Origin of the sequence: Streptomyces sp. NPDC020192, from assembly GCF_044388685.1 — a bacterium.
Lineage (GTDB): Bacteria > Actinomycetota > Actinomycetes > Streptomycetales > Streptomycetaceae > Streptomyces.
Genome location: NZ_JBIRXG010000011.1, coordinates 151883 through 172525 on the forward strand (window position 1 = coordinate 151883; position 20643 = coordinate 172525).

Here is a 20643-nt window from a genome sequence, read left to right on the forward strand (position 1 = left end):
ACACGGACGGCGCGAACAGGACATGGCTGACAGAACGCCACAAGCTGAAGGCGGTGCCACGAACGGCGGCGGCGACGGAATCAGGACCTTCGCCTTCCCGACCGAGCTGGCCGTCGGCCGCGTCGGTATGCAGGTCGGCCCGATGGGCACCGACCACACCTGGCACGCCGACGCCCCGCTGGAGCGCGTCCACCGCATCGACTTCCACGTCGTCATGCTCTTCACCGACGGCCCCGTACGGCACATGATCGACTTCGCCGAGTACGAGGCCACGGCCGGCGACCTGCTCTGGATCCGCCCCGGACAGGTCCACCGCTTCGACCGGGAGTCCCTGTACCGCGGGACGGTCCTGACCATGCAGCCCGGCTTTCTGCCCCGCGCCACCGTCGAGGCCACCGGCCTGTACCGCTACGACCTCCCGCCCCTGCTCCACCCCGACCCCGACCGGCTCGCCGCCCTCCAGGCCTCCCTCGACCAGCTGCGACGCGAGTACGAGGACACCGCCACCCTCCCGCTCAGCCTGCACACCGCCGTCCTCAGACACACCCTCACCGCGTTCCTGCTGCGTCTCGCCCACCTCGCGGCCAGTTCCGCCGAGGCCTCCCGGCAACAGACGGACAGCATCTTCACGCGGTTCCGGGACGCCGTCGAGCAGGGCTTCGCCACCAACCACAGCGTCAGCGCCTACGCCGACGCCCTCGGCTACTCCCGGCGCACCCTCGTCCGCGCCGTCCGCGCCGCCACCGGCGAGACCCCGAAGGGCTTCATCGACAAACGCGTGATCCTGGAGGCCAAACGCCTCCTCGCCCACACGGACATGCCGATAGGCCGCGTCGGGGCGGCCGTGGGCTTCCCCGACGCGGCGAACTTCACCAAGTTCTTCCAGCTGCACACCGGGCGGACACCGGTGGGGTTCCGGGCGGAGCTGCGCTGAGAGCGCCGGAACGTCAGTGACCGAAGTCGAACCAGTTCACGTTCACGAAGTCCGCCGGCTGGCCGCTGGAGAAGGTCAGATAGACGTCATGGGTGCCGGTGACCGGGCTGATGTTGGCCGGGACGGTCCGCCAGGACTGCCAGCCCCCGGTGTTGCCGACGGCGAAGCTGCCGACCGGGGTACTGGTGGGGCTGTCCAGACGTACCTGCACCAGACCGCTGACCCCGCTCGCGGCACCGCTGGCGACCCGGCCGTAGAACTGTGTGGCCGGCGTCGAGCCGAAGTTCACGCCCTTGTAGAGCGCCCAGTCGCCATTGGCGATGTAGCCGATGTCCTGCCCGCCGCCGGTGTCCGTCGTGGTCTCGGTGCTGATGCCGGACTGGCTGTCGTAGGACTCGGCCTGGACCGGGCTGTAGGCGTCCCGGTTGCCGCTCGGCGGGGGAGTGGTGCCGCCGCTCCCGGAGGACTGGAGCACCTGGACGTAGTCCACGACCATCGGGTGGCCCGGCTCGGTGGCGCCGGTCGGGCCGCCGCCGAACGCCGCGGGGAAGCCGCCGCCCATCGCCACGTTCAGGATGACGAAGAAGCCGTGGTTCGTGGCGTTGGCCCACGTCGTCGCGTCCACCTGATTCGCCGTCACCGTCTGGTAGGTGACGCCGTCGACGGCGAAGCGGATCGCCTCCGGGCTCACCGAGCGGTCCCACTCCATCGTGTAGGTGTGGAAGCCCGACTGGCAGGTGGTGTTCGGGCAGGCGGTCGAGTTGCCGAGGCCCGTGGTCTCGTTGCACGGGCCGCCGGGGTTGGTGCCGCAGTGCATGGTGGCCCACGTCTTGTTCAGGCCGTTGACGTTCTCCATGATGTCCAGCTCGCCGACGCTCGGCCAGTTCTGGTAGTTGCCCCGGTAGGGCGCGCCCAGCATCCAGAAGGCGGGCCAGTAGCCGGCGGCCGCGTCACCGGTCACGTTCGGCATCTGGATCCGGGCCTCCACGCGCAGCTTGCCGCCGGCCGGTGGCTGGAAGTCGGTGCGGGTGGTCTCGATCCGGCCGGAGGTCCAGTTGCCGGAGGCGTCCCGGCGCGGGGTGATCTGCAGGTCGCCGTTGCCGTCGAGGGACACGTTGTTCGTGCTCGACGTCATCGACTCGACCTCGCCGGTGCCCCAGTTCGCGGCGCCGCCCGGGTACGAAGTGCCGGTGTCGTACTGCCAGTTGGCCGTGTTGACGCCGGAGCCCACAGCGCCGTTGAAGTCGTCGAGGAAGACCTGGGTCCAGCCGGACGGGGGTGTGGGGGCGGAGGCGTCGGCGGGGGCGGTGGCGGCCGTGGCGAGGGCCGCCGACAGGCCGAGCGTGGCGACGACGGCGACGAACGCGCGCCGCAGGGGGTGTGGTCCGGGTATGCCGGAGGATGCGCTCATGTCACGGGTGCCTCTCGGATACGGGGTGTGGGGATGAGGTGAGAGCGCTCCCGCGCCGGCCCGGGCCTGGCCTGAGAGCGCTCTCAGAGTGCCGCCAATGTGCTCCCCGCCCCTTGAACCGTCAAGGCTTGAAACAAGGAAAGTCCTTGATTCGCAGTGGAGTTCACGGGGTGAAGCCACCCGTACCCGCTCAGACCGCGCTGCCCGCCTTCCGGTAGCCCGAGCACCTCCACGGCCGGCTCCGTCGTCACCGTGATCGCCTTCTGCACGGCGGCCCGGTCGGTAGGGGGAGTGGGCGGGTCAGCTCTCGCGGCGCTGCGGCCGCCAGCCCAGGGCCCGGGAGATGCCCCGGCCCGCCAGCCGGACCGCCGGGGCCAGCGCCGGTACCTGGGCGCCCGCCCGGGGCACGACCACCGACACCGCCGCGACCACCTCCCCGCCCGCGTCGCGCACCGCCGCCGCGACCGAGAGGGCATCCTCGGTCACCTGCCGCTCGCTCACCGCCACACCCGAGCGCCGTACCTCGGCGAGCGTGCGCCGCAGCAGCGCCGGATCGGTGAGGGTGTACGGGGTGAAGGAGACGAGCGGCCCGGCGCAGTACTCCTCCTGGAAGGCCGGGTCCGCGTGCGCGAGGAGGACGAGCCCGACCCCGGTGGCGTGCAGCGGCCAGCGCGCCCCGACCCGGATCTGCACGCCCACCGCCGAACGGCCCTGCAGCCACTCGACGTAGACGACCTCACCCCCGTCCCGCACCGCCAGCTGCACGTTCTCGTGCGTCGCCTCGTACAGGTCCTCCAGGTACGGCAGGGCCAGCTGGCGCAGGCCGAGGCCGCGCGGGGCGAGCGCGGCCACCTCCCACAGCCGCAGCCCCACGTGGTAGACCCCGCAGGCGTCGCGCTCCAGCGCGCCCCAGGCCGTCAGGGCGCCGGTCAGCCGGTGCGCGGTGGTCAGGCTGAGCCCGGCCCGGCGGCTGATGTCCGTCAGCGACAGGGCGGGGTGCTCGTGGTCGAACGCGCCGAGCACGGACAGCAGCCGGTCGGCGGCGGACCGTTCACTCACCGGCACGTACCCACCTCACCCTGTCGCCGGGCATCCCCGCCGGGCGGTGTCCGGCGGGGATGTTGCTGCCGACAGTATGCGGACGAGGCCGCCGGATCAGCAGCTACGGTGTTTCAGCCGGTGTCTCAGCGGGCTCCGGTCACCTCGACGAAGACGGGGTTGGAGTAGAACCACGTGTCGGCCCACGGGTCGCCGTTTCCCGGCTCGTGCGGGATCGGCCCGTGCGGGTCGACGGACGCACCGAGGTAACCGGTTCCGTGCCGGTTTCCGTCGCTGCCGCGCAGCCGGACGTAGAAGGACTCGTCGCCGGCGGTGAGCGGGACACGCAGGGTGTAGGTGCCGGTACGGCCGCTGACGTCCGCGGTGTGCACGACCTTGGTGTCCGGCGCGCGCCAGGAGTCCCGGTCGGCGACCGGGCCGCGCACGGCACCCCGGACGACGTCCACGTGCGCCAGCCGGGGCAGGATGCCCTGCGGGTTGGTACGGGAGGCCGTGGTGACCGTCACGGACAGTGTGATCCGCTCGCCCGCGCGGACACGCAGCCGCCCGCCGAGCGTGACGCCCGGGCCGTGGTCGCAGTCCCGCTTCACGCGCACGTCGAGGCCGTCGAGCAGATGCCCGTGGTCGACCCACACCCGGCCCGCGCGCAGGCCCGCCATCACCGCGCGGTAGCCGTAGCGGGTGACGCCGACGTGGGTGCGGCTGAACTCGCCGGGCCAGAAGTCGCTGCCCGGCTGCGGGGTGGTGGTGTTGACCGGGTCGGGCAGCTTGCCGGTGTTGTCGAAATTCTGCCCGGCCGGCCAGTCGCCGTTCTTCCAGGTGTCGAAGACCGTGCGGTGGTTGTCGGAGTTCGTGGTGATCGTGAACAGGCGGCCCTCGGCGAGCAGCGCGTCCCACAGACCGCCGACCGTCGCCGTGGCCCAGTCGAAGCCGCCGTACGTGAGGTACGCGTCCGCCGGGTAGCCCGCCCAGGACTGGGCGGAGGGCTTGTTCTCGTACTCGCCGCGGATCGAGGTGGCGCCACGCCAGCCGGGGATCGCCGCGCCCTGGGCGCCGGGCGCGCCCTCCATGCCGATCATGATCTCGGGGGCCCACTCGTTCCCGCCGCCCCACCCTGCGTCCCGCCAGTTGCGCATCTCGTGCGGGGAGTCGATGCCGAGGCGCAGCGGGTGGTTGGCGAGCACCAGGACGTCGTCGACGTAGCCGGTGCGGCGCTGTTCGGCCAGCCACTGGACGGCCTTGACCGCGTGGGCCTCGTTGCGGGCGGTGTAGGTGCCGGTCGCGGAGCCGTCGGTGTAGCCGAGCAGCTTGCCGTCGTAGGCGAGCTCGAACTGGGTGAGCAGGTCGGTCTCGTTGGGGCCGGGCGCGGCGAAGACCGTGCAGTGCTCGGCGGCCGGGATGTACCACTCCAGGCCCTGGAAGATCAGCTGACGCGGGTTCTCGGCGCGGGCCTTGAGGATCTCCGCGTGCTCCATCTTCGCGCCATAGTAGGCGTGCCCGAAGTTGGAGTGCTCGTTGAACACCATCCAGTCCAGGCCGTACTTCGCGGCGGCCTGGGCCTGCTGGGAGAACGTGTACTTCGCGTCATGGCTGTACACGGAGTGGACGTGGTGGTCGCCGACCAGGTAGGCGAGGTGCGGGTCCTCGCCGCCGAGGCTCTGCGGGGACGCGGCGAACGCGGGCGTCGCCGCCGGCCCGAGGGCGAACGCGGCGCCGAACAGACCGGCGCGGCGCAGGAGTTGGCGTCTGGACACGCCCTGGGCGTCGAGGGCGGTGGGGGAGACCGCCGGGTCGGCCCAGACGGGGAGCTGCTGCTCGGTCATGATGATCCTCGGATGCGGGTGTCAGCGGTTCATGAAGGCGGTGACGGGCAGTGCCCGTCCGACGATGCGGACGTCGCCGAGCCGGCCGTGCAGGATCTGGTCGATCTTCCCGGCGTACTCGTAGCCACCGAGCAGCCAGGGCAGTCCGACGGAGGTGATCCCGACGGCCGGGGCCTTCGGGTTGCGGACGACCGGGCAGCCCTCCACATACAGGGTGGTGTGCGTGCCGTCGTTGACCACCGCGACGTGCCACCACGTCTCCAGCGGCGTCTCCTGGCCCCAGTTGGTGGCGATGCCCTCCTGGTTGAGCGGGCGCATCGCCCACTGCGGCTCGCGGTCATTGGACAGCGACAGCGTGGCCAGCGGCTCGTCCGGGTCGTCGGCGGTCTTGCCGGCGGCGCCGCCCGTGCCGGTGCGGCTGACGATGCCGGACCAGGCGTTGTGGCCCGGGTCCCAGTCGGCCGGAAGGCGGTAGAACGCCTCGATGGTGTAACCGCTCCTGAACGTGGCCGAGTTGAGCGGAGCGCCGTCGACCGTCTTCAGATACGCGCCCTTCAGCGGGGACTTGTAGCCCTGGAACTCCAGGCTGCCGTGGCCGGGCTGGTCGGGATGGTGGTCGGCCGACCAGCCGAGCGTGCCGCCGCCCACCGGGACCACGGTGAGGTCGTTGCCCCGGCCGGACAGATCGCGGACGGTGCCGGAGACGGCCGACTCGAAGCGCCAGTAGGCGACCGTGCCGGGGATCAGCATCGCCGACGCCGGCCGCGCCGGGCGGGCCGGCACCGGGTCGAAGCCGGCGAAGCGGTCCGCGAAGTCGATGCCGACCGAGAAGCGGTCCACGTCACCGCTCAGCTCGATCTCCTGCCGCTCCAGCTCGTTCAGGCCCTTCCTGGCCCGGCCGAGGATCCACGGGGAGACGGTTTCGACGTCGATGACGTTCCGGTCCAGGTCGAACCGGTAGAGGCGGATCATCGCCGCCCCGCCGAAGTAACGGTTCTGGTAGTTCGTGAGGTGCAGGTGCACGTCGTTGCCGGCCGCGTTCTTGCGGACCGCCCGGCCCGCCGGCCAGTAGTGGCCGTTCAGGGTCAGGAAGATCTGGTCGTGGTCCGCGATCAGCCGGTCCCACAGCTGCTGCCCGTACGTCGACAACTGGTCGTCCCCGACGACGAGTTCGTGCGTGGTGAGGATGACGGGAGTCTTCGGGTGCCGGGCGAGCACGTCCTTCGCCCACGCGTACCCCTGCGCCGACAGCCGCCAGTCCAGCGCCAGCACCAGCCACTCCCGCCCGGCGGCCCGGAACAGGTGGTAGGTGTTGTAGCCGTCCGAAGAGGCGCCCCCGAACGTGGACTTGCCTCGAAGGCGCTGCGGACCGAACGTGTCCAGGTACGGCGTCGGGCCGCGCTGGTCGTCCGTCGAGGACCGCACGTCGTGGTTGCCGGCCAGCACGCTGTAGCCGACGCCCTTGCGGTCGAGGATCCCGAACGCCGTGCCGATCGCGGCGAACTCCTCCTTGGCGCCGTTCTGGGTGAGGTCGCCGAGGTGGGACAGGAAGACGATGTTCTCGTCCTTGCCGTGCTCCAGCAGATAGCGCAGCGACGCCTCGACGGGCGCCGGGTCGATGCTCGGCCCGTCGAACAGGTACTGGGTGTCGGGCATCACCGCGAGGGTGAAGCGACGGCTGTCCGGATCGGGCCGCCAACCGCCCTTCTCCGCCGCCTCGGCGACGGCCGGCAGCGCGACCGAGGCCGTGGCGGCGGCGCCCAGCAGTGCGGTGGCCCTGAGGAAGCTGCGTCGTCCGGCACCGGCCTGCGCGGCCTCGCCCTGGGGGTGGTCATGCGAAGTACACACGTGTGCTCCGTGAGAGGTGAAGGGGAGAGGAGGCGTGGGGGGAGTCAGAGAACGCGCAGGGTCCAGCTCCAGCGGTGGACGCCCGGTGCGATGCGGTAGGCGGGTGAGGTGTCGGGGCCGCACGAGGCCGTGCCCAGCCCCCGGTGCGCCGCGTCGAGGTGCACCACGCACCCCGGGCGCGGCACCAGCTCGTCGTGGTGCGGGGCGGCGGTCAGGTCCTCGGCGCGGTAGCGGGTGACGGAGACCTGGCGCGGCTCGTCCAACTCGACCGCGAGGCCGGTGGCGTCCGGCGCGGACAGGGTGAAGCGGCGGACACCGTGCCGGCCGCCGCTCTCCTGGGGACGCAGATACGGGGTGAACAACGCGTCGACGGGGACGCGGTGGTGACCCACGGGCGCGCCCGCGCTCCGGTCGGGGTACGACTCCCAGGGCCCCTGCCCGAACCACTCCATCAGGTCCAGGCCCGGCACCGTCTCGAACACCGTGCCGACCCGGGCCACGTCGTCGAACTCGTCCGGCAGTACGGCCTCTTCGTCGACGCGGATGCCGCCCTCGACGGGCGTCAGCACCTGGCGGTGCCGCACGACGCCGGCCGTCCCGGCGTACTCGGCGTGCACGGTCACGCCTGCGCCGTCCCGCCGTACGGACACGGCCTTGCGGACCAGGGAGTCGAGCCCCCACGTCCGCCAGCGCAGGGCGATCCCGCCCAGCTCGTCGTTGTCGGTGGGGGCCCGCCACAGGGAGAGGGTGGGGGCGGACGTGAGGAGGGGGTGGACCAGCAGGCCTTCGCCGTCGACGCTGACGAAACGATCCGTCGCAGGGGCCTCCGCCCTCGCGGAAGCCGCCCGCAGCCGCACCCGCGGCGCGCACACCTCGGTGCCCGGCGGCGCCCACGGCAGCTCCTGGGCCGTCGTCACCCGCAGCGTCAGCCAGGCCTCGCCCCCGTCGCGCGGCAGCTCGAACGGCAGCGGTACGGCCGCCGTCTCACCCGGCCGCAGATCCGGCAGCTCGGCGGGCGCGGTCAGGGTCCGGCCGTCGGCGAGGGACAGCTCCCACACGCCGGACAGCCAGCCCAGGCCCCGGAAGTGCTGGTGGTTGCCGAGGACGATGCCCTCGTGCCTGAAGCACGCGATGCGCACCGGCGCCGCGATCTCCCGGTGCTCGTAGAGGGCCGGCTTGGGCGTGCGGTCGGGGAAGACGACCCCGTCGGCGATGAACGCGCCGTCGTGGACGGTCTCGCCGAAGTCACCGCCGTACGCCCAGCGATGGCCGGGTGCGGCGACACCGTTGTCATACAGTCCGGCGCCCGCGCGCCCGGCGGGTCTTGCGTCACTCACGCGTTGCAGAATTCCGTGGTCCCAGAACTCCCAGATGAACCCGCCCTGAAGACCCGGCGTTGACTCGATGGCCGCCCAATGGTCGGCGAGCGTGCCGTTGCTGTTGCCCATGGCGTGCGAGTACTCGCACTGGATGAGCGGCCTGGTCTGCCGGCCGGACAGCGCGTGCGCGACGCAGTCCTCGATCGGCGCGTACATGGGGCAGGCGATGTCGGAGGCGTCGTCGGTCGCCGCCCAGTCGAGCTTGGCGGCACCCTCGTACTGGATCGGCCGCGTCGGATCGTGCCGTCGCGCCCAGCCCGCGGCGGCGTCGTGGTTCGCGCCGTAGTCGGACTCGTTGCCCAGCGACCAGATGATGACCGACGGGTGGTTCTTGTCGCGCAGCACCATCCGCGAGACCCGGTCCACGAAGGCGTTCAGACAGCGCGGATCGTCGGCGATCTCGTGGGCGTGGTCGTGGGCCTCGATGTCCGCCTCGTCCACGACGTAGAAGCCGAGCTCGTCGGCGAGGTCGTACAGCGCTGGGTCGTTGGGATAGTGCGCGGTGCGGATCGCGTTGAAGCCGAAACGCTTCAGCAGGACGAGGTCCGCGCGCATGTCGTCGTACGACACCGTCCGCCCCGTCAGCGGATGGAAGTCGTGCCGGTTCACGCCCCGGATGAACACCCGCTCGCCGTTGATCAGCAGGTCCCGGCCGACGATCTCGACGTCACGGAAACCGATGCGGTGCTGCGAGGTGTCGGCAACCGTCCCGTCGGGGCGGTGCAGGCGGACGGTGAGGCCGTACAGCTCGGGCGTCTCGGCGTTCCAGGTGCGCACCTCGGGGACGGTGGCGCGGATCCGGGCCTCGCCGAGGAAGTCGGAGACGCGTTCGTCCTCGGCGTTGGCCCGGTCGAACTCCGTGTCCTGCTCGAGGAGTCGCCCGTCCAGTTCCCCGCTGACGTACCACCCTTCGGGCAGTGTCCCGTCCGCGTGCCGTACCCGGCAGTCGACCCGCAGCCCGCCGTCCCGCCGTGCCCGCACGGCCACGTCGGCCAGGTGCAGCGGATCGGTCGCGTACAGCAGCACCGACCGCGTGACACCGCCGTGCCACCACTGGTCCTGGTCCTCGATGTGCGAGGCGTCCGACCACTTGACGACGGTCAGCCTGACGACGGCCCGCTCCCCGGGGCGCATGATCCCCGTCAGCTCGAACTCGGCGGCCAGATGGCTGTCCTTGGAGATGCCGACGGGCCGCCCGTCCACGTGCACCAGCAGCACGCTCTCGGCGGCGCCGACCTGGAGGACGATCCGGCGGCCGGTCCAGTCGGCGGGTACGTCCACCTCGCGCTCGTACACGCCCGTCGGGTTGGCGGCGGGCGAGTCGGGCGGGAAGTCGGCGAACGGCATACGGACGTTGGTGTACTGCGGCAGGTCGTCCGTGTCCTGCAGGGTCCAGGCGCCGGGGACGTACGCGGAGGACCACGCACCGCCGACCGGCGCGTCCGGCGCGGACAGCAACTGGAAGCGCCAGTCGCCGTCCAGGGGGAGTGCGCCGGAGCGCCGGTCGACGGCGTTCATGGGGAGGCGCCCCCAGGAGGTCACCTCGGGTGCCGTCCAGGGGCGGAGGGCGATCAGGGGATCGGCGGGGAGTGCGTCGGTCATGACCATTCCGGAGTCGGTGCGGTGGGCCGGGGCAGGGGGCGGCCCCGCAGGCCCCAGACGGGGTCGACGGGGATGCCGAGACGGTCCAGGACCGTGGGGGCGATGTCGATGAGACGGGGCGTGTCGAGCCGGGTGCCGCCGGGCCCGCCGGGCTCGGCGACGATGACGAAGACCTCCCGTTCGGCACGCGTGTCGCCGCCGTGGCCGCCGGTGTCGAGGTGACCGTGGTCCGTGGTGACCAGCACGGTCCAGTGCTCGTCGGCGCGCCCGGGGTCCGAGCGCCGGGCGTCGATCGCCGACAGCAGCCGGCCGAGGTGGGTGTCCTGGGCACGGAGGGCGTGGTCGTAGGCGGGAGAGAGGGGGCCCGCGGCGTGGCCGGCCTCGTCGGTGGCACCGAAGTGCACGAACACGGCGTCGGGGTCGTCCTCGGTGAGCCAGTGTGCGGCGGTGCGGGCGACCAGGCGGTCCGCGGTGTCGTAGCCGTCCGATTCGCCGTCGTAGTGCACTCGTCGGCCGATGGCGGCGCCGAGGACGCCGCGGCGGACCAGTTCCGGCCAGGACACCGCGGCCGCGGTGCGCAGACCGGGCCGGGTGGTGACGGCGCGGCTGAGGAAGTCGGGGTAGCGGGCGTAGTCGGCGCCGGCGAAGTCGTTGCCGGTCACCCCGTGACGGTCGGGCCATACCCCGGTGAGCACGCTCGACCAGCCTGGTCCGGAGTCGGTGTAGGCCATGCTGGTCGACGGCCCGTTCTCGGCCTGGCCGTCCGCCTCGCCGTAGGGCAGCAGGCTGGTGCCGTGGGCGCCGGTGGCCATCAGAGCGTGCAGCACGGGGGCGTGGGACGGCGACCGGGCCAGCCGGTCGTGGCGCAGCCCGTCCATGCCCACCACGAGCACCCTGCTGTGCGCGGTGCCGACGTCCGTCACGGCCCATCCCTCCCGTCTCTCGTGTCCCCAGCACGGGGTCAGCTCCCCTGGACCGCTCCCTCGGTGGCGCCCGCGATGAAACCGCGGGCGAAGATGCTGAACACCACGACCAGGGGGAGGGACGCCATCAGCACGCCGGCCATGACCATGCTGTAGTCGGTGGTGTGGCCGACATGGAGCTGGGCGAGCGCCACCTGGAGGGTGAGGTGGCCCGGGTCGGTGAGTACGACGAGCGGCCAGATGTAGTCGTTCCAGGCGCCGACGAAGGCGTAGATGGCGAGGAAGGACAGCGCGGGCCTGATCATCGGCAGCACGATGTTCCAGTACTGGCGGAAGAACCCGGCGCCGTCGATGCGCGCGGCGTCGAGGAGTTCGTCCGGCACACCGCCCTCGATGTACTGGCGCAGCCAGAAGATGCCGAAGGCGTTGGCGAGGGCGGGCGGGATCAGTGCCTGGAGCGTGCCGACCCAGCCGAGGTGGGACATCAGGATGAACTGCGGCAGGACGGCCAGCTGGAGCGGCAGCATCATGAACCCCAGCAGCGCGGCGAACAGCACCCGGCGTCCGGGAAAGTCGAACTTGGCGAAGGTGAAGGCCGCCAGGGAGTCGACGAACAGGACCAGGACGGTGGTGACGCACGCGACGACGACCGTGTTGAGCATCGATCCGAAGAAGTCGATGGTGTCGAGCACGTGCCGGATGTTCTCCAGCAGGTGCGAACCGGGGGTCATCTTCGGCGGGCTCTTGTAGATGTCCTGCGTGGTGTTGGTCGCCATGACGATCGTCCACACGAACGGGAAAACCGAGATCAGGACGGCCAGGATCAGGACGATGTGCGCGGTCAGGCCCCTGGGGCGCCTGGACCGTCCGGTGTTCGTCGCGGTCATGACTTCCTCCCGCGCTGCACGATGCGCCAGTTGACGACGACCAGGATCATGATCAGTACGAAGAAGGCCCACACGATGGCCGCGCCGTAGCCGTAGTCGTTGTTGAGGAAGGCCGACTGGTAGAAGTACAGCAGTGTGGTCAGGCCGGCCTGGCCGGGCCCGCCGAGGTTGGCGTTGGCGGCGTTGCTGGCGAACAGGATCTGGGGTTCGCTGAAGCTCTGCAGACCGTTGATGGTCGAGATGACGACGGTGAACAGGATGATGGGCCGCATGACCGGCAGGGTGATCTGGAAGAAGGTACGGACGGGCCCGGCGCCGTCCAGCTTGGCCGCCTCGTAGATCTGCGTGGGGATGGCCTGGAGGCCGGCCAGATAGATGATCATGTTGTAGCCGGTCCACATCCAGGTCATCAGCAGCGCGATGACCAGCTTGATCAGCCATGGATTGCTCAGCCACGGGACGGGAGAGATGCCGACCATGCCGAGGATCGCGTTGACCAGGCCGAAGTTGTCGCTGAACACCGCGCCGAAGAAGATCGACACGGCGACGATCGAGGTCACGTTCGGCACGTAGAGGGCGATGCGGTAGAAGCCCTTGAAGCGGCGCACCGAGTGCAGCAGCGTCGCCAGCACCAGTGCGCCGAACAGGGTGGGAACGGTGGACAGCACCCAGATCACCAGGGTGTTGCGGACCGACAGCCAGAAGACCGGGTCCTTCCACAGGAACCGGAACTGCTGCAGGCCCACGAACCGCATGGTGCCCAGGCCGTCCCAGTGCTGGAAGGCCAGATACAGCGAATAGAAGACAGGGAAGAACGAGAAGGCGAGGAAGACCAGATAGAAGGGCGAGATCGCCAGGTACTGCCGCCAGTACGACAGCAGCCCGCGACGCCTGGGCCGCACGCTGCCCGCCGGCGGCGTGCGCCGCGGGCGGAAGCGGGCCGGGCCCGGCTCGCCGAGACGCCCGGGTGCCTCGGCGGAACCGGTGACCGGAGGTGACGACACCTCAGCTCACCCCCTGGCGCTGGGCGATCTGCCTGGCCTGGCTGACGGCGTCCTTCCAGGCGTCGTCGGGCTTCTTGCCCTTGGCCTCGACGTTGGTCAGCTCCGTCATGTAGGGGGCCATGACGGCGGCGTCGGCGGGCGCCTCGTAGCTGTCCGGAATGGCCTGGGCGGCCGGCCCGAACACCTCGATGATCTTCTGCCCGCCGAAGAAGGCGTCGGGGCCCGTCATCGCCGGCATGGAGTAGGCGGCCGGGGCGGCGGGGAAGATGGCGGCGTCGGTGAAGCCGCGGGCGTCGTTGGCCGGGCTGAGGATCCAGCTGATGATCTTGAAGGCCTCGTCGGGGTTGCGGCACTGCCGGGGCAGGGCCAGGTAGGAGCCGCCCTGGTTGGCAGGTCCCCCGGGCATCGCGCACACCCGCCACTTGCCCTTGGTGGCCGGGGCCGCCTGCTCGATGTCCAGCGCGTGCCAGGCCGCGCCGAGTTCGGTGGTCAGGCTCTTGCCGATGGCGGCGTTCCAGCTGTTGTCGTTGATCCTGGCGTCGAGGCCGAGCGTGTAGGGGCGTATCGCCGTGGCCCACGCGGTGCGGATGTGGTCCTGGTCGCCGATGAAGTGGTTGTCCTTGTCGATGAACCGCCTGGTGCCCTGGCCGACGGCCATGGTGAACACCGAGCCGAGGTTGTTGACCAGGTAGGTGCCGGGCACCTTCTTCTTCAGCTCGGTGCCGAGCGTGAAGTAGTCGTCCCAGGTCTTGGCCGCCGCGGCGATCTTGTCCGGGTCGGTGGGCAGCCCGGCCTTCTCGAACTGGTCCGCGCGGTAGAAGAGCGCGGTGGGGCCGATGTCGATCGGGAAACCGATCTGCTTGCCGTCGGAGGTCTGGGCGAGCTTGGTCTTCCAGCCCAGGTACTGGGACGAGATCTGCTTGAAGCCCAGGTCGTTCAGGTCGAGGAAGCGGCCGGCGTTGGGCAGGAAGGACGCCATGTCCTCGCCCTTGATCCCGGTGATGTCGGGCACGGAGCTGCCCGCCGCGAGGGTGGTGGTGAGCTTCTGCTTGAAGTCGCCGCCGATGGAGGCGGCGGTCAGCTTGACCTCGCCGGCGAAGTGCGCCCTGGCCTCCGCGACGACCTTGTCGCTGAGCGCGCCACCCCAGTACCACAGGGTGAGGTTCTTGCCGTTCCTGGTGCCGCCCGAGCCCGAGCCGCCGCCGCATGCGACGGTCAGGCCGGAGGCGGCCGCGGTGAGCGCGGCGGCCTGGAGGAAGCCTCTACGAGAAAGGTCCACGGGTCACTCCTGTTGTTCCTGTTCGACGTGCTGAGACGTGCTGAGGGGGTTCGAGGGTCAGGGCCGCCGTGCGGAGGCGCGCGGGCCGGCGGGCGTGTGACGGGCCGGCGGGGTGACGGGGGCGTGGCGCACGGGCGGGCCGACGTCGGCCGGCAGACGGTCCGCCAGGAAGCCGTACGCCTGCTTCAGCTCGGGGTCTTTCAGCGACCGCCACCAGCGGTCGACGCCGTACCAGCCGGGGGCCGCGAGCGCCCCGCCGTGGTGCCGGACGGAGAGCCCGGCCGCGAGGACCGCGAACCGCAGCCGCTCCGCCAGCGGCCAGCCGCCGAGCGAGGCCGCGACGAAGCTCGCGCCGAAGACGTCCCCGGCGCCCGTCGGGTCCAGGACGTCGACGTCGAGGGCAGGGACCTCCGCGTACTCGCCGGTCGTCTGGTCGACGGCCATCGCGCCGTCGCCGCCCCGGGTGACCACGGCCACCGGGACCAGCTCGGCGAGTGTGCCGAGGGCCGCCACCGCGCTGTCGGTGCGGGTGTAGGCCATCGCCTCGGTCTCGTTGGGGAGGAAGGCGTGGCACAGCTTCAGCTGGTCGAGGAGGTCGGTGGACCACTGCTGGGTGGGGTCCCAGCCGACGTCGGCGTAGACGTGGGTGCCGTTCGCGGCCGCCTTGGCGATCCACTCGCGGGGCTCGGCCTCGATGTGCACGAGGGCGGTGCGCGCCTCGGGCGGGTCGCCCATCAGCACGTCCTGCGAGTACGGGGGCTCCTGGCCGTGGGTGACGAGGGCCCGGTCGTGGCCGGAGGCGAGCGACACGGTCACGGGGGTGGGCCAGCCGTCCGCGGTGCGGGACAGCGAGAGGTCGATGTCCTCCTGGTCGCACAGCACGTCCCGGCAGTACTCGCCGTAGAAGTCGTCCCCGAAGACCGTGGCCAGCGACGTGCGCAGACCGAACCGGGACGCGGCCACCGCGAGGTTCGCGATGCCACCGGGGCCGCAGCCCATGCCCTGCGTCCAGATCTCCTCGCCCGGCGTCGGCGGCTTCCCGAGCCCCGTGAGGACGAGGTCGTAGAAGAGCAGCCCCGTCAGCAGCACATCGGGCCTGTCGTCGTCCACGCGCACAGCCTCTCGTCAAAACTCGTCATTTTCGATGACGGGAATCGTGCGCCGCTCCGCGAGATTGGTCAATACCCGAGCAGAAGTGAGCATGGATTTGATTGAAGATGACGAGTAGTGTTCACGGCGTGCTGGCAGAACGACGACACCAACTCATCCTGCGGGCCCTGCGCTCCGGCGGCCCCGCAGCTGTGACCGACCTCTCCGAGCGGCTGGGGGTGAGCCCCGCGACGATCAGGCGCGACCTGGTCAAACTGGAGGAGGACGGGCTGCTCACACGTGTCCATGGCGGCGCGGTCGTCGAGGAGGGCGACCAGCCCTTCGCCGAGGTCGCCGAGGTGCGCGTGGCCGAGAAGGACGCGATAGCCGCGTGCGCCGCGGCGCTCGTCGAGGACGGCCAGTCGGTGCTGCTCGACATCGGCACCACCGCCTTCCGCCTCGCCCGCCAGCTGCACGGCCGTCGCCTCACCGTCATCACCAGCAACCTGGTGGTGTACGAGGAGCTGGCCGACGACGAGGGCATCGAGCTGGTGCTGCTCGGCGGCATGGTCCGCCGCGAGTACCGCTCCCTGGTCGGCTTCCTCACCGAGGACAACCTGCGCCAGCTGCACGCCGACTGGCTCTTCCTCGGCACCAGCGGGGTCCGCCCGGGCGGACAGGTGATGGACACGACGGTCGTGGAGGTGCCCGTCAAGCGCGCCATGATCAAGGCGAGCGACAAGGCCGTGCTGCTCGCCGACTCGGCCAAGTTCCCGGGTACGGGCATGGCGAAGGTCTGCGGTCCCGAGGACCTGGACATGGTGGTGACCGACGCGCCGGTGGACCCGGCGACCCGAGCCGCCCTGGAGGAGGCCGGTGTCGAGGTGGTCCTCTCAGGAAAGGCTCAAGCGTGAAACTGACGATTCTGGGCGGCGGCGGGTTCCGCGTGCCGCTCGTGTACGGGGCACTGCTGACGGACCGCGGCGAGGGGCGGGTCACCGAGGTCGTCCTGCATGATCTCGACGACGGGCGACTGCGCGCAGTCGCCCGGGTACTGGCTGACCAGGCGTCGACCGTCGACGACGCCCCCACCGTGACCGCCACCACCGACCTCGACGAGGCCCTGCGTGGCGCCGACTTCATCTTCTCCGCGATCCGCGTCGGCGGCCTGGAGGGCCGCGCCGACGACGAGCGGGTCGCCCTGGCCCAGGGCGTCCTCGGCCAGGAAACGGTCGGAGCGGGGGGTATCGCCTACGGCCTACGGACCGTCCCCGTCGCCGTCGACATCGCCCAGCGGGTGGCCCGCCTCGCCCCCGACGCCTGGGTCATCAACTTCACCAACCCCGCCGGACTGGTCACCGAGGCCATGTCCCGCCACCTCGGCGACCGCGTCATCGGCATCTGCGACTCCCCGGTCGGCCTCGGCCGCCGTATCGCCCGCGTGCTCGGCGCGAACCCGAAGGAGGCCTGGATCGACTACGTCGGCCTCAACCACCTCGGCTGGGTGCGCGGCCTGCGCATCGCGGGCCGCGACGAACTCCCACGCCTGCTCGCCGACCCCGACCTGCTCGGCTCCTTCGAGGAGGGCAAGCTCTTCGGCGTCGACTGGCTCCAGTCCCTCGGCGCCATTCCCAACGAATACCTGCACTACTACTACTTCAACCGCGAGGCGGTCCGCGCCTACCAGCAGGCCGAGAAGACCCGCGGCGCCTTCCTGCGCGACCAGCAGGCGCACTTCTACGAGGAGGTCAGGGACCCGGCTGCGAACGCCCTGGCAGCCTGGGACCGTACCCGCGCCGAGCGCGAGGCGACCTACATGGCCGAGAACCGGGAGACGGCCGGCGCCGGCGAGCGCGACGCCGACGACCTGTCCGGTGGCTACGAGAAGGTCGCCCTGGCGCTGATGCGGGCCATCGCCCGGGACGAGCGGACCACCCTGATCCTCAACGTCCGCAACCGCGGCACCCTCTCGGTGCTCGACGGGGAGGCCGTCATCGAGGTGCCCTGCCTGGTCGACGCCAACGGCGCCCACCCGGTCGCCGTCGACCCGCTGCCCGACCACGCCACCGGCCTCGTCTGCTCGGTCAAGGCCGTCGAGCGCGAGGTGCTCGCCGCCGCCGAGTCCGGTTCTCGTACGACGGCCGTCAAGGCGTTCGCGCTGCATCCGCTGGTCGACTCGGTGAACGTGGCCCGTCGGCTGGTCGACGGGTACACCGAGGTCCACCCCGGGCTGGGTTATCTAAAGTAGTCAGCGGACGGGAAAGCGCTTTCCAAACCTCTTCTGGAGACTTCCATGCACGACGAACGCCGCCGGATCGAGGAGCGCGTAGAGCGCCTCCACAACCAGCGCATCAAGCCCGCCGTCTACGCGGCCACCGTCCCCTTCGAGGTGGCGGCCTGGCAGGCACCGGGCGAGCCGGTGCCCTTCGCGGAGGCCGCGGCCGCCCCGTACGAGCCGTTTGCCATGGACACCCCGTGGGGACCGCCCTGGGGCACCACCTGGTTCCGGATGCACGGCCAGGTGCCCGCCGAGTTCGCGGGCCGGCGCGTCGAGGCCGTCATCGACCTCGGCTTCACCGGCGACTGGCCGGGCAACCAGGCCGAGGCGCTGGTCCACCTGACCGACGGGACACCACTGAAGGCGGTCAACCCGCTCAACCAGTACGTGCCGATCGCCAACCCGGCGACCGGCGGCGAGGTCATCGACTACCTGGTCGAGGCCGCCTCCAACCCGGACATCCTCGCGAACGAATTCACCGCACCGACCCCGCTCGGCGATGTACGGACGGCAGGCGACCGTCCGCTGTACACATTCCGCCGCGCCGACCTCGCCGTCCTCGACGAGGAGGTCTGGCATCTCGACCTCGACCTCCAGGTGCTGCGCGAACTGATGCGGGAACTCGGCGAGCACGACCCGCGCCGGCACGAGATCACCCACGCCCTCGACCGGGCCATGGACCTGCTCGACCTGGACGACATCGCCGGCTCGGCGAGTGCCGTGCGCGAGTCCCTGCGCCCGGTGCTGGCCAAGCCCGCCCACGCCAGCGCGCACATCCTCTCCGGCGTCGGCCACGCCCACATCGACTCCGCCTGGCTCTGGCCCATCCGCGAGACCAAGCGCAAGACATCGCGAACGTTCTCCAACGTCACGGCGCTCGCCGACGAGTACGAGGAGTTCGTCTTCGCCTGCTCCCAGGCCCAGCAGTACGAGTGGGTCCGCGACAACTACCCGCACGTGTGGGAGCGGATCAAGAAGTCCGTGGTGAAGGGCCAGTGGGCGCCGGTCGGCGGCATGTGGGTGGAGGCCGACGGCAATCTGCCCGGCGGCGAGGCCCTCGCCCGCCAACTGGTGCACGGCAAGCGGTTCTTCATGGACCACTTCGGCATCGAGACCAAGGGCGTCTGGCTGCCCGACTCCTTCGGCTATACCGCGGCCTACCCGCAGCTGGCCAAGCTCGCCGGCAACGACTGGTTCCTCACCCAGAAGATCTCCTGGAACCAGACCAACACCTTCCCCCACCACACCTTCTGGTGGGAGGGCATCGACGGCACCCGGATCTTCACCCACTTCCCGCCCATCGACACCTACAACGCCCGTTTCAGCGGCGAGGAGATGTCCCGGGCCGTGCGCAACTACGCCGAGAAGGGCGGCGCCACCCGCTCCCTCGCCCCCTTCGGCTGGGGCGACGGCGGCGGCGGCCCCACCCGCGAGATCATGGAACGCGCCCGCCGCCTCAAGGACCTGGAGGGCTCGGCGAAGGTCGAGATCGAGCACCCGGACGCCTTCTTCGCCAAGGCCCGCGCCGAGTACCCCAACGCCCCGGTGTGGGTGGGCGAGCTGTACCTGGAGCTGCACCGCGCCACCTACACCACCCAGGCCCGCACCAAGCAGGGCAACCGCCGCAGCGAGCACCTGCTGCGCGAGGCCGAGCTGTGGGCCACCACGGCCGCCTTGCACGCGCCGGGCTACACCTACCCGTACGAGAAGCTGGACCGGCTGTGGAAGACGGTCCTGCTGCACCAGTTCCACGACATCCTGCCCGGCTCCTCCATCGCCTGGGTGCACCGCGAGGCCGAGGCCGAGTACGCCCGCGTGGCGGAGGAGCTGACGGCGCTCACCGGCGAGGCGATCGCCGCTCTGGGCGCCGGTGCGCCCCGCGTGTTCAACACGAGCCCCCGCGACCGCGCCGAGGTGGTCCGCACCTCCGAGGGCGCACCGGTGTACGTCCGGGTGCCCGCGAACGGCTCCGCGCCCCTCACCCCGGCCGAGCCCCCGCACCCGGTGACGGTGAGCGGGCGGTGCATGGAGAACGGGATCGTCCGTGTACAGCTGGCCGAAGACGGAACACTGTCGTCCGTATTCGATCTACGGGCGAACCGCGAAGTCCTCGCCGGTCAGGGCAACCTCCTGCGCCTCCACACCGACCTGCCCAACTACTGGGACGCCTGGGACATCGACAAGCACTACCGCAACCGCTACACCGACCTGCTGGAGGCCGACTCGGTCACCGTCGTCGAGGACACCCCGCTCGTCGGTGCGATCCGCGTGGTCCGCTCCTTCGGCAAGGGCTCCCGGATCACCCAGACGATCACTGTGCGCGCCGGCAGTGCCCGCGTCGACGTCGAGACGGACATCGACTGGCACGAGACGGAGAAGATCCTCAAGGCGGGCTTCCCCGTCGACGTGCGCGCCGCGCACTCCTCCGCCGAGATCCAGTTCGGCCATGTCCAGCGGCCCACCCACACCAACACCACCTGGGAGTCGGCCCGCTTCGAGGTCTCCGGCCACCGCTGGGTGCACATCGCCGAGCCCGGTTACGGCGTCGCCGTCATCAACGACTCCACCTACGGCCACGACGTCACCCGCACGGTCCGCGAGGACGGGGGTACGACCACCACGGTCGGCCTCAGCCTGGTCCGCGCCCCGCGCATCCCCGACCCCGAGGCCGACCAGGGCCGCCACCGCTTCACCTACGCCCTGCTGCCCGGCGCGAGCATCGAGGACGCGGTCGCCGAGGGCTACGCCCTCAACCTCCCGCTGCGGGTGGCCGATTCGGCGGGCGGGCCCGAGCCCGTCGTCTCCGCCGAGGGCGAGGGCGTGACCGTGGAGGCGGTCAAGCTCGCCGACGACGGCTCCGGGGACGTGGTGGTGCGACTGTACGAGTCCCGGGGTGGCCGCGCCGACGGGCTGCTGCGCACCGGGTTCCCGCTGGCCGGGGCCGAGGTCACCGATCTGCTGGAACGCCCGCTCGAACAGGCCGAGACCGACGGGAACGCGGTACCGGTGACGCTGCGGCCGTTCGAGGTACGGACACTGCGGTTGGCAGTGGCGCGCTGAAACACCGGTTCCCCGCGCCCCAAAGGGGCGCGGGGAACGGCGCGAGCAACCACGAGCGACCCGCAGT

The 20643-nt window shown here is 71.1% G+C and carries 14 protein-coding genes; 4 read left to right on the plus strand and 10 right to left on the minus strand.

Features of this window, described 5'->3' with window-relative positions:
- Window positions 1-22: 22 nt before the first annotated feature.
- Window positions 23-934, plus strand: a complete 912-nt coding sequence (locus ACH47Z_RS22110) for a helix-turn-helix domain-containing protein (RefSeq protein ID WP_399076137.1) — start codon at window positions 23-25, stop codon at window positions 932-934.
- 13 nt (window positions 935-947) lie between these two features.
- Here ACH47Z_RS22110 and ACH47Z_RS22115 read toward each other — a convergent pair whose 3' ends face one another.
- From ACH47Z_RS22115 to ACH47Z_RS22160, 10 genes are all read right to left on the minus strand, one after another.
- Complete coding sequence (locus ACH47Z_RS22115) at window positions 948-2345, minus strand: glycoside hydrolase family 16 protein (protein WP_399076139.1); 1398 nt, start codon at window positions 2343-2345, stop codon at window positions 948-950.
- A gap of 300 nt (window positions 2346-2645) precedes the next feature.
- The gene (locus tag ACH47Z_RS22120) at window positions 2646-3404 is read right to left on the minus strand and encodes an IclR family transcriptional regulator (protein WP_399076141.1); all 759 of its coding nucleotides are present in this window, start codon (window positions 3402-3404) and stop codon (window positions 2646-2648) included.
- Between the two features lie 125 nt (window positions 3405-3529).
- Window positions 3530-5227, minus strand: coding sequence for a PHP domain-containing protein (locus ACH47Z_RS22125; protein WP_399076143.1), 1698 nt, complete (start codon window positions 5225-5227; stop codon window positions 3530-3532).
- 21 nt (window positions 5228-5248) lie between these two features.
- A complete protein-coding gene (locus tag ACH47Z_RS22130) occupies window positions 5249-7075 on the minus strand; it encodes a LamG-like jellyroll fold domain-containing protein (RefSeq protein WP_399076145.1) in 1827 nt (608 codons plus the stop codon).
- 44 nt (window positions 7076-7119) lie between these two features.
- Window positions 7120-10056 carry a glycoside hydrolase family 2 TIM barrel-domain containing protein gene (locus tag ACH47Z_RS22135; RefSeq protein ID WP_399076147.1) on the minus strand — a complete coding sequence of 979 codons (2937 nt, stop codon included), beginning with the start codon at window positions 10054-10056 and terminating at the stop codon, window positions 7120-7122.
- The gene (locus ACH47Z_RS22140) at window positions 10053-10979 is read right to left on the minus strand and encodes an alkaline phosphatase family protein (protein ID WP_399076150.1); all 927 of its coding nucleotides are present in this window, start codon (window positions 10977-10979) and stop codon (window positions 10053-10055) included. The genes ACH47Z_RS22135 and ACH47Z_RS22140 overlap by 4 nt, the downstream gene beginning before the upstream one ends.
- A gap of 38 nt (window positions 10980-11017) precedes the next feature.
- Entirely contained in the window at window positions 11018-11866 is an 849-nt protein-coding gene (locus tag ACH47Z_RS22145) for a carbohydrate ABC transporter permease (RefSeq protein ID WP_399076152.1), read from the minus strand.
- Window positions 11863-12747, minus strand: a complete 885-nt coding sequence (locus ACH47Z_RS22150; RefSeq protein WP_399076442.1) for a carbohydrate ABC transporter permease — start codon at window positions 12745-12747, stop codon at window positions 11863-11865. Before ACH47Z_RS22150 ends, ACH47Z_RS22145 begins: the two co-directional genes overlap by 4 nt.
- A 124-nt stretch (window positions 12748-12871) precedes the next feature.
- Window positions 12872-14149 carry an ABC transporter substrate-binding protein gene (locus ACH47Z_RS22155; protein ID WP_399076154.1) on the minus strand — a complete coding sequence of 426 codons (1278 nt, stop codon included), beginning with the start codon at window positions 14147-14149 and terminating at the stop codon, window positions 12872-12874.
- 57 nt (window positions 14150-14206) lie between these two features.
- Complete coding sequence (locus ACH47Z_RS22160) at window positions 14207-15259, minus strand: carbohydrate kinase family protein (RefSeq protein WP_399076156.1); 1053 nt, start codon at window positions 15257-15259, stop codon at window positions 14207-14209.
- A 128-nt stretch (window positions 15260-15387) separates the two neighbouring features.
- On the opposite strand from ACH47Z_RS22160, the gene ACH47Z_RS22165 reads away from it, so the two are divergent.
- Genes ACH47Z_RS22165 through ACH47Z_RS22175 form a run of 3 tightly spaced genes read left to right on the plus strand, consistent with a single transcriptional unit; the run spans window position 15388 to window position 20576 of the window.
- Window positions 15388-16152 (plus strand): DeoR/GlpR family DNA-binding transcription regulator, encoded by a 765-nt coding sequence (locus ACH47Z_RS22165; RefSeq protein WP_399076444.1) that lies wholly within the window; start codon window positions 15388-15390, stop codon window positions 16150-16152.
- The gene (locus tag ACH47Z_RS22170; protein ID WP_399076158.1) at window positions 16149-17486 is read left to right on the plus strand and encodes a 6-phospho-beta-glucosidase; all 1338 of its coding nucleotides are present in this window, start codon (window positions 16149-16151) and stop codon (window positions 17484-17486) included. The genes ACH47Z_RS22165 and ACH47Z_RS22170 overlap by 4 nt, the downstream gene beginning before the upstream one ends.
- A 45-nt stretch (window positions 17487-17531) precedes the next feature.
- Window positions 17532-20576 carry an alpha-mannosidase gene (locus ACH47Z_RS22175; RefSeq protein WP_399076160.1) on the plus strand — a complete coding sequence of 1015 codons (3045 nt, stop codon included), beginning with the start codon at window positions 17532-17534 and terminating at the stop codon, window positions 20574-20576.
- The last annotated feature ends 67 nt before the right edge of the window (window positions 20577-20643 follow it).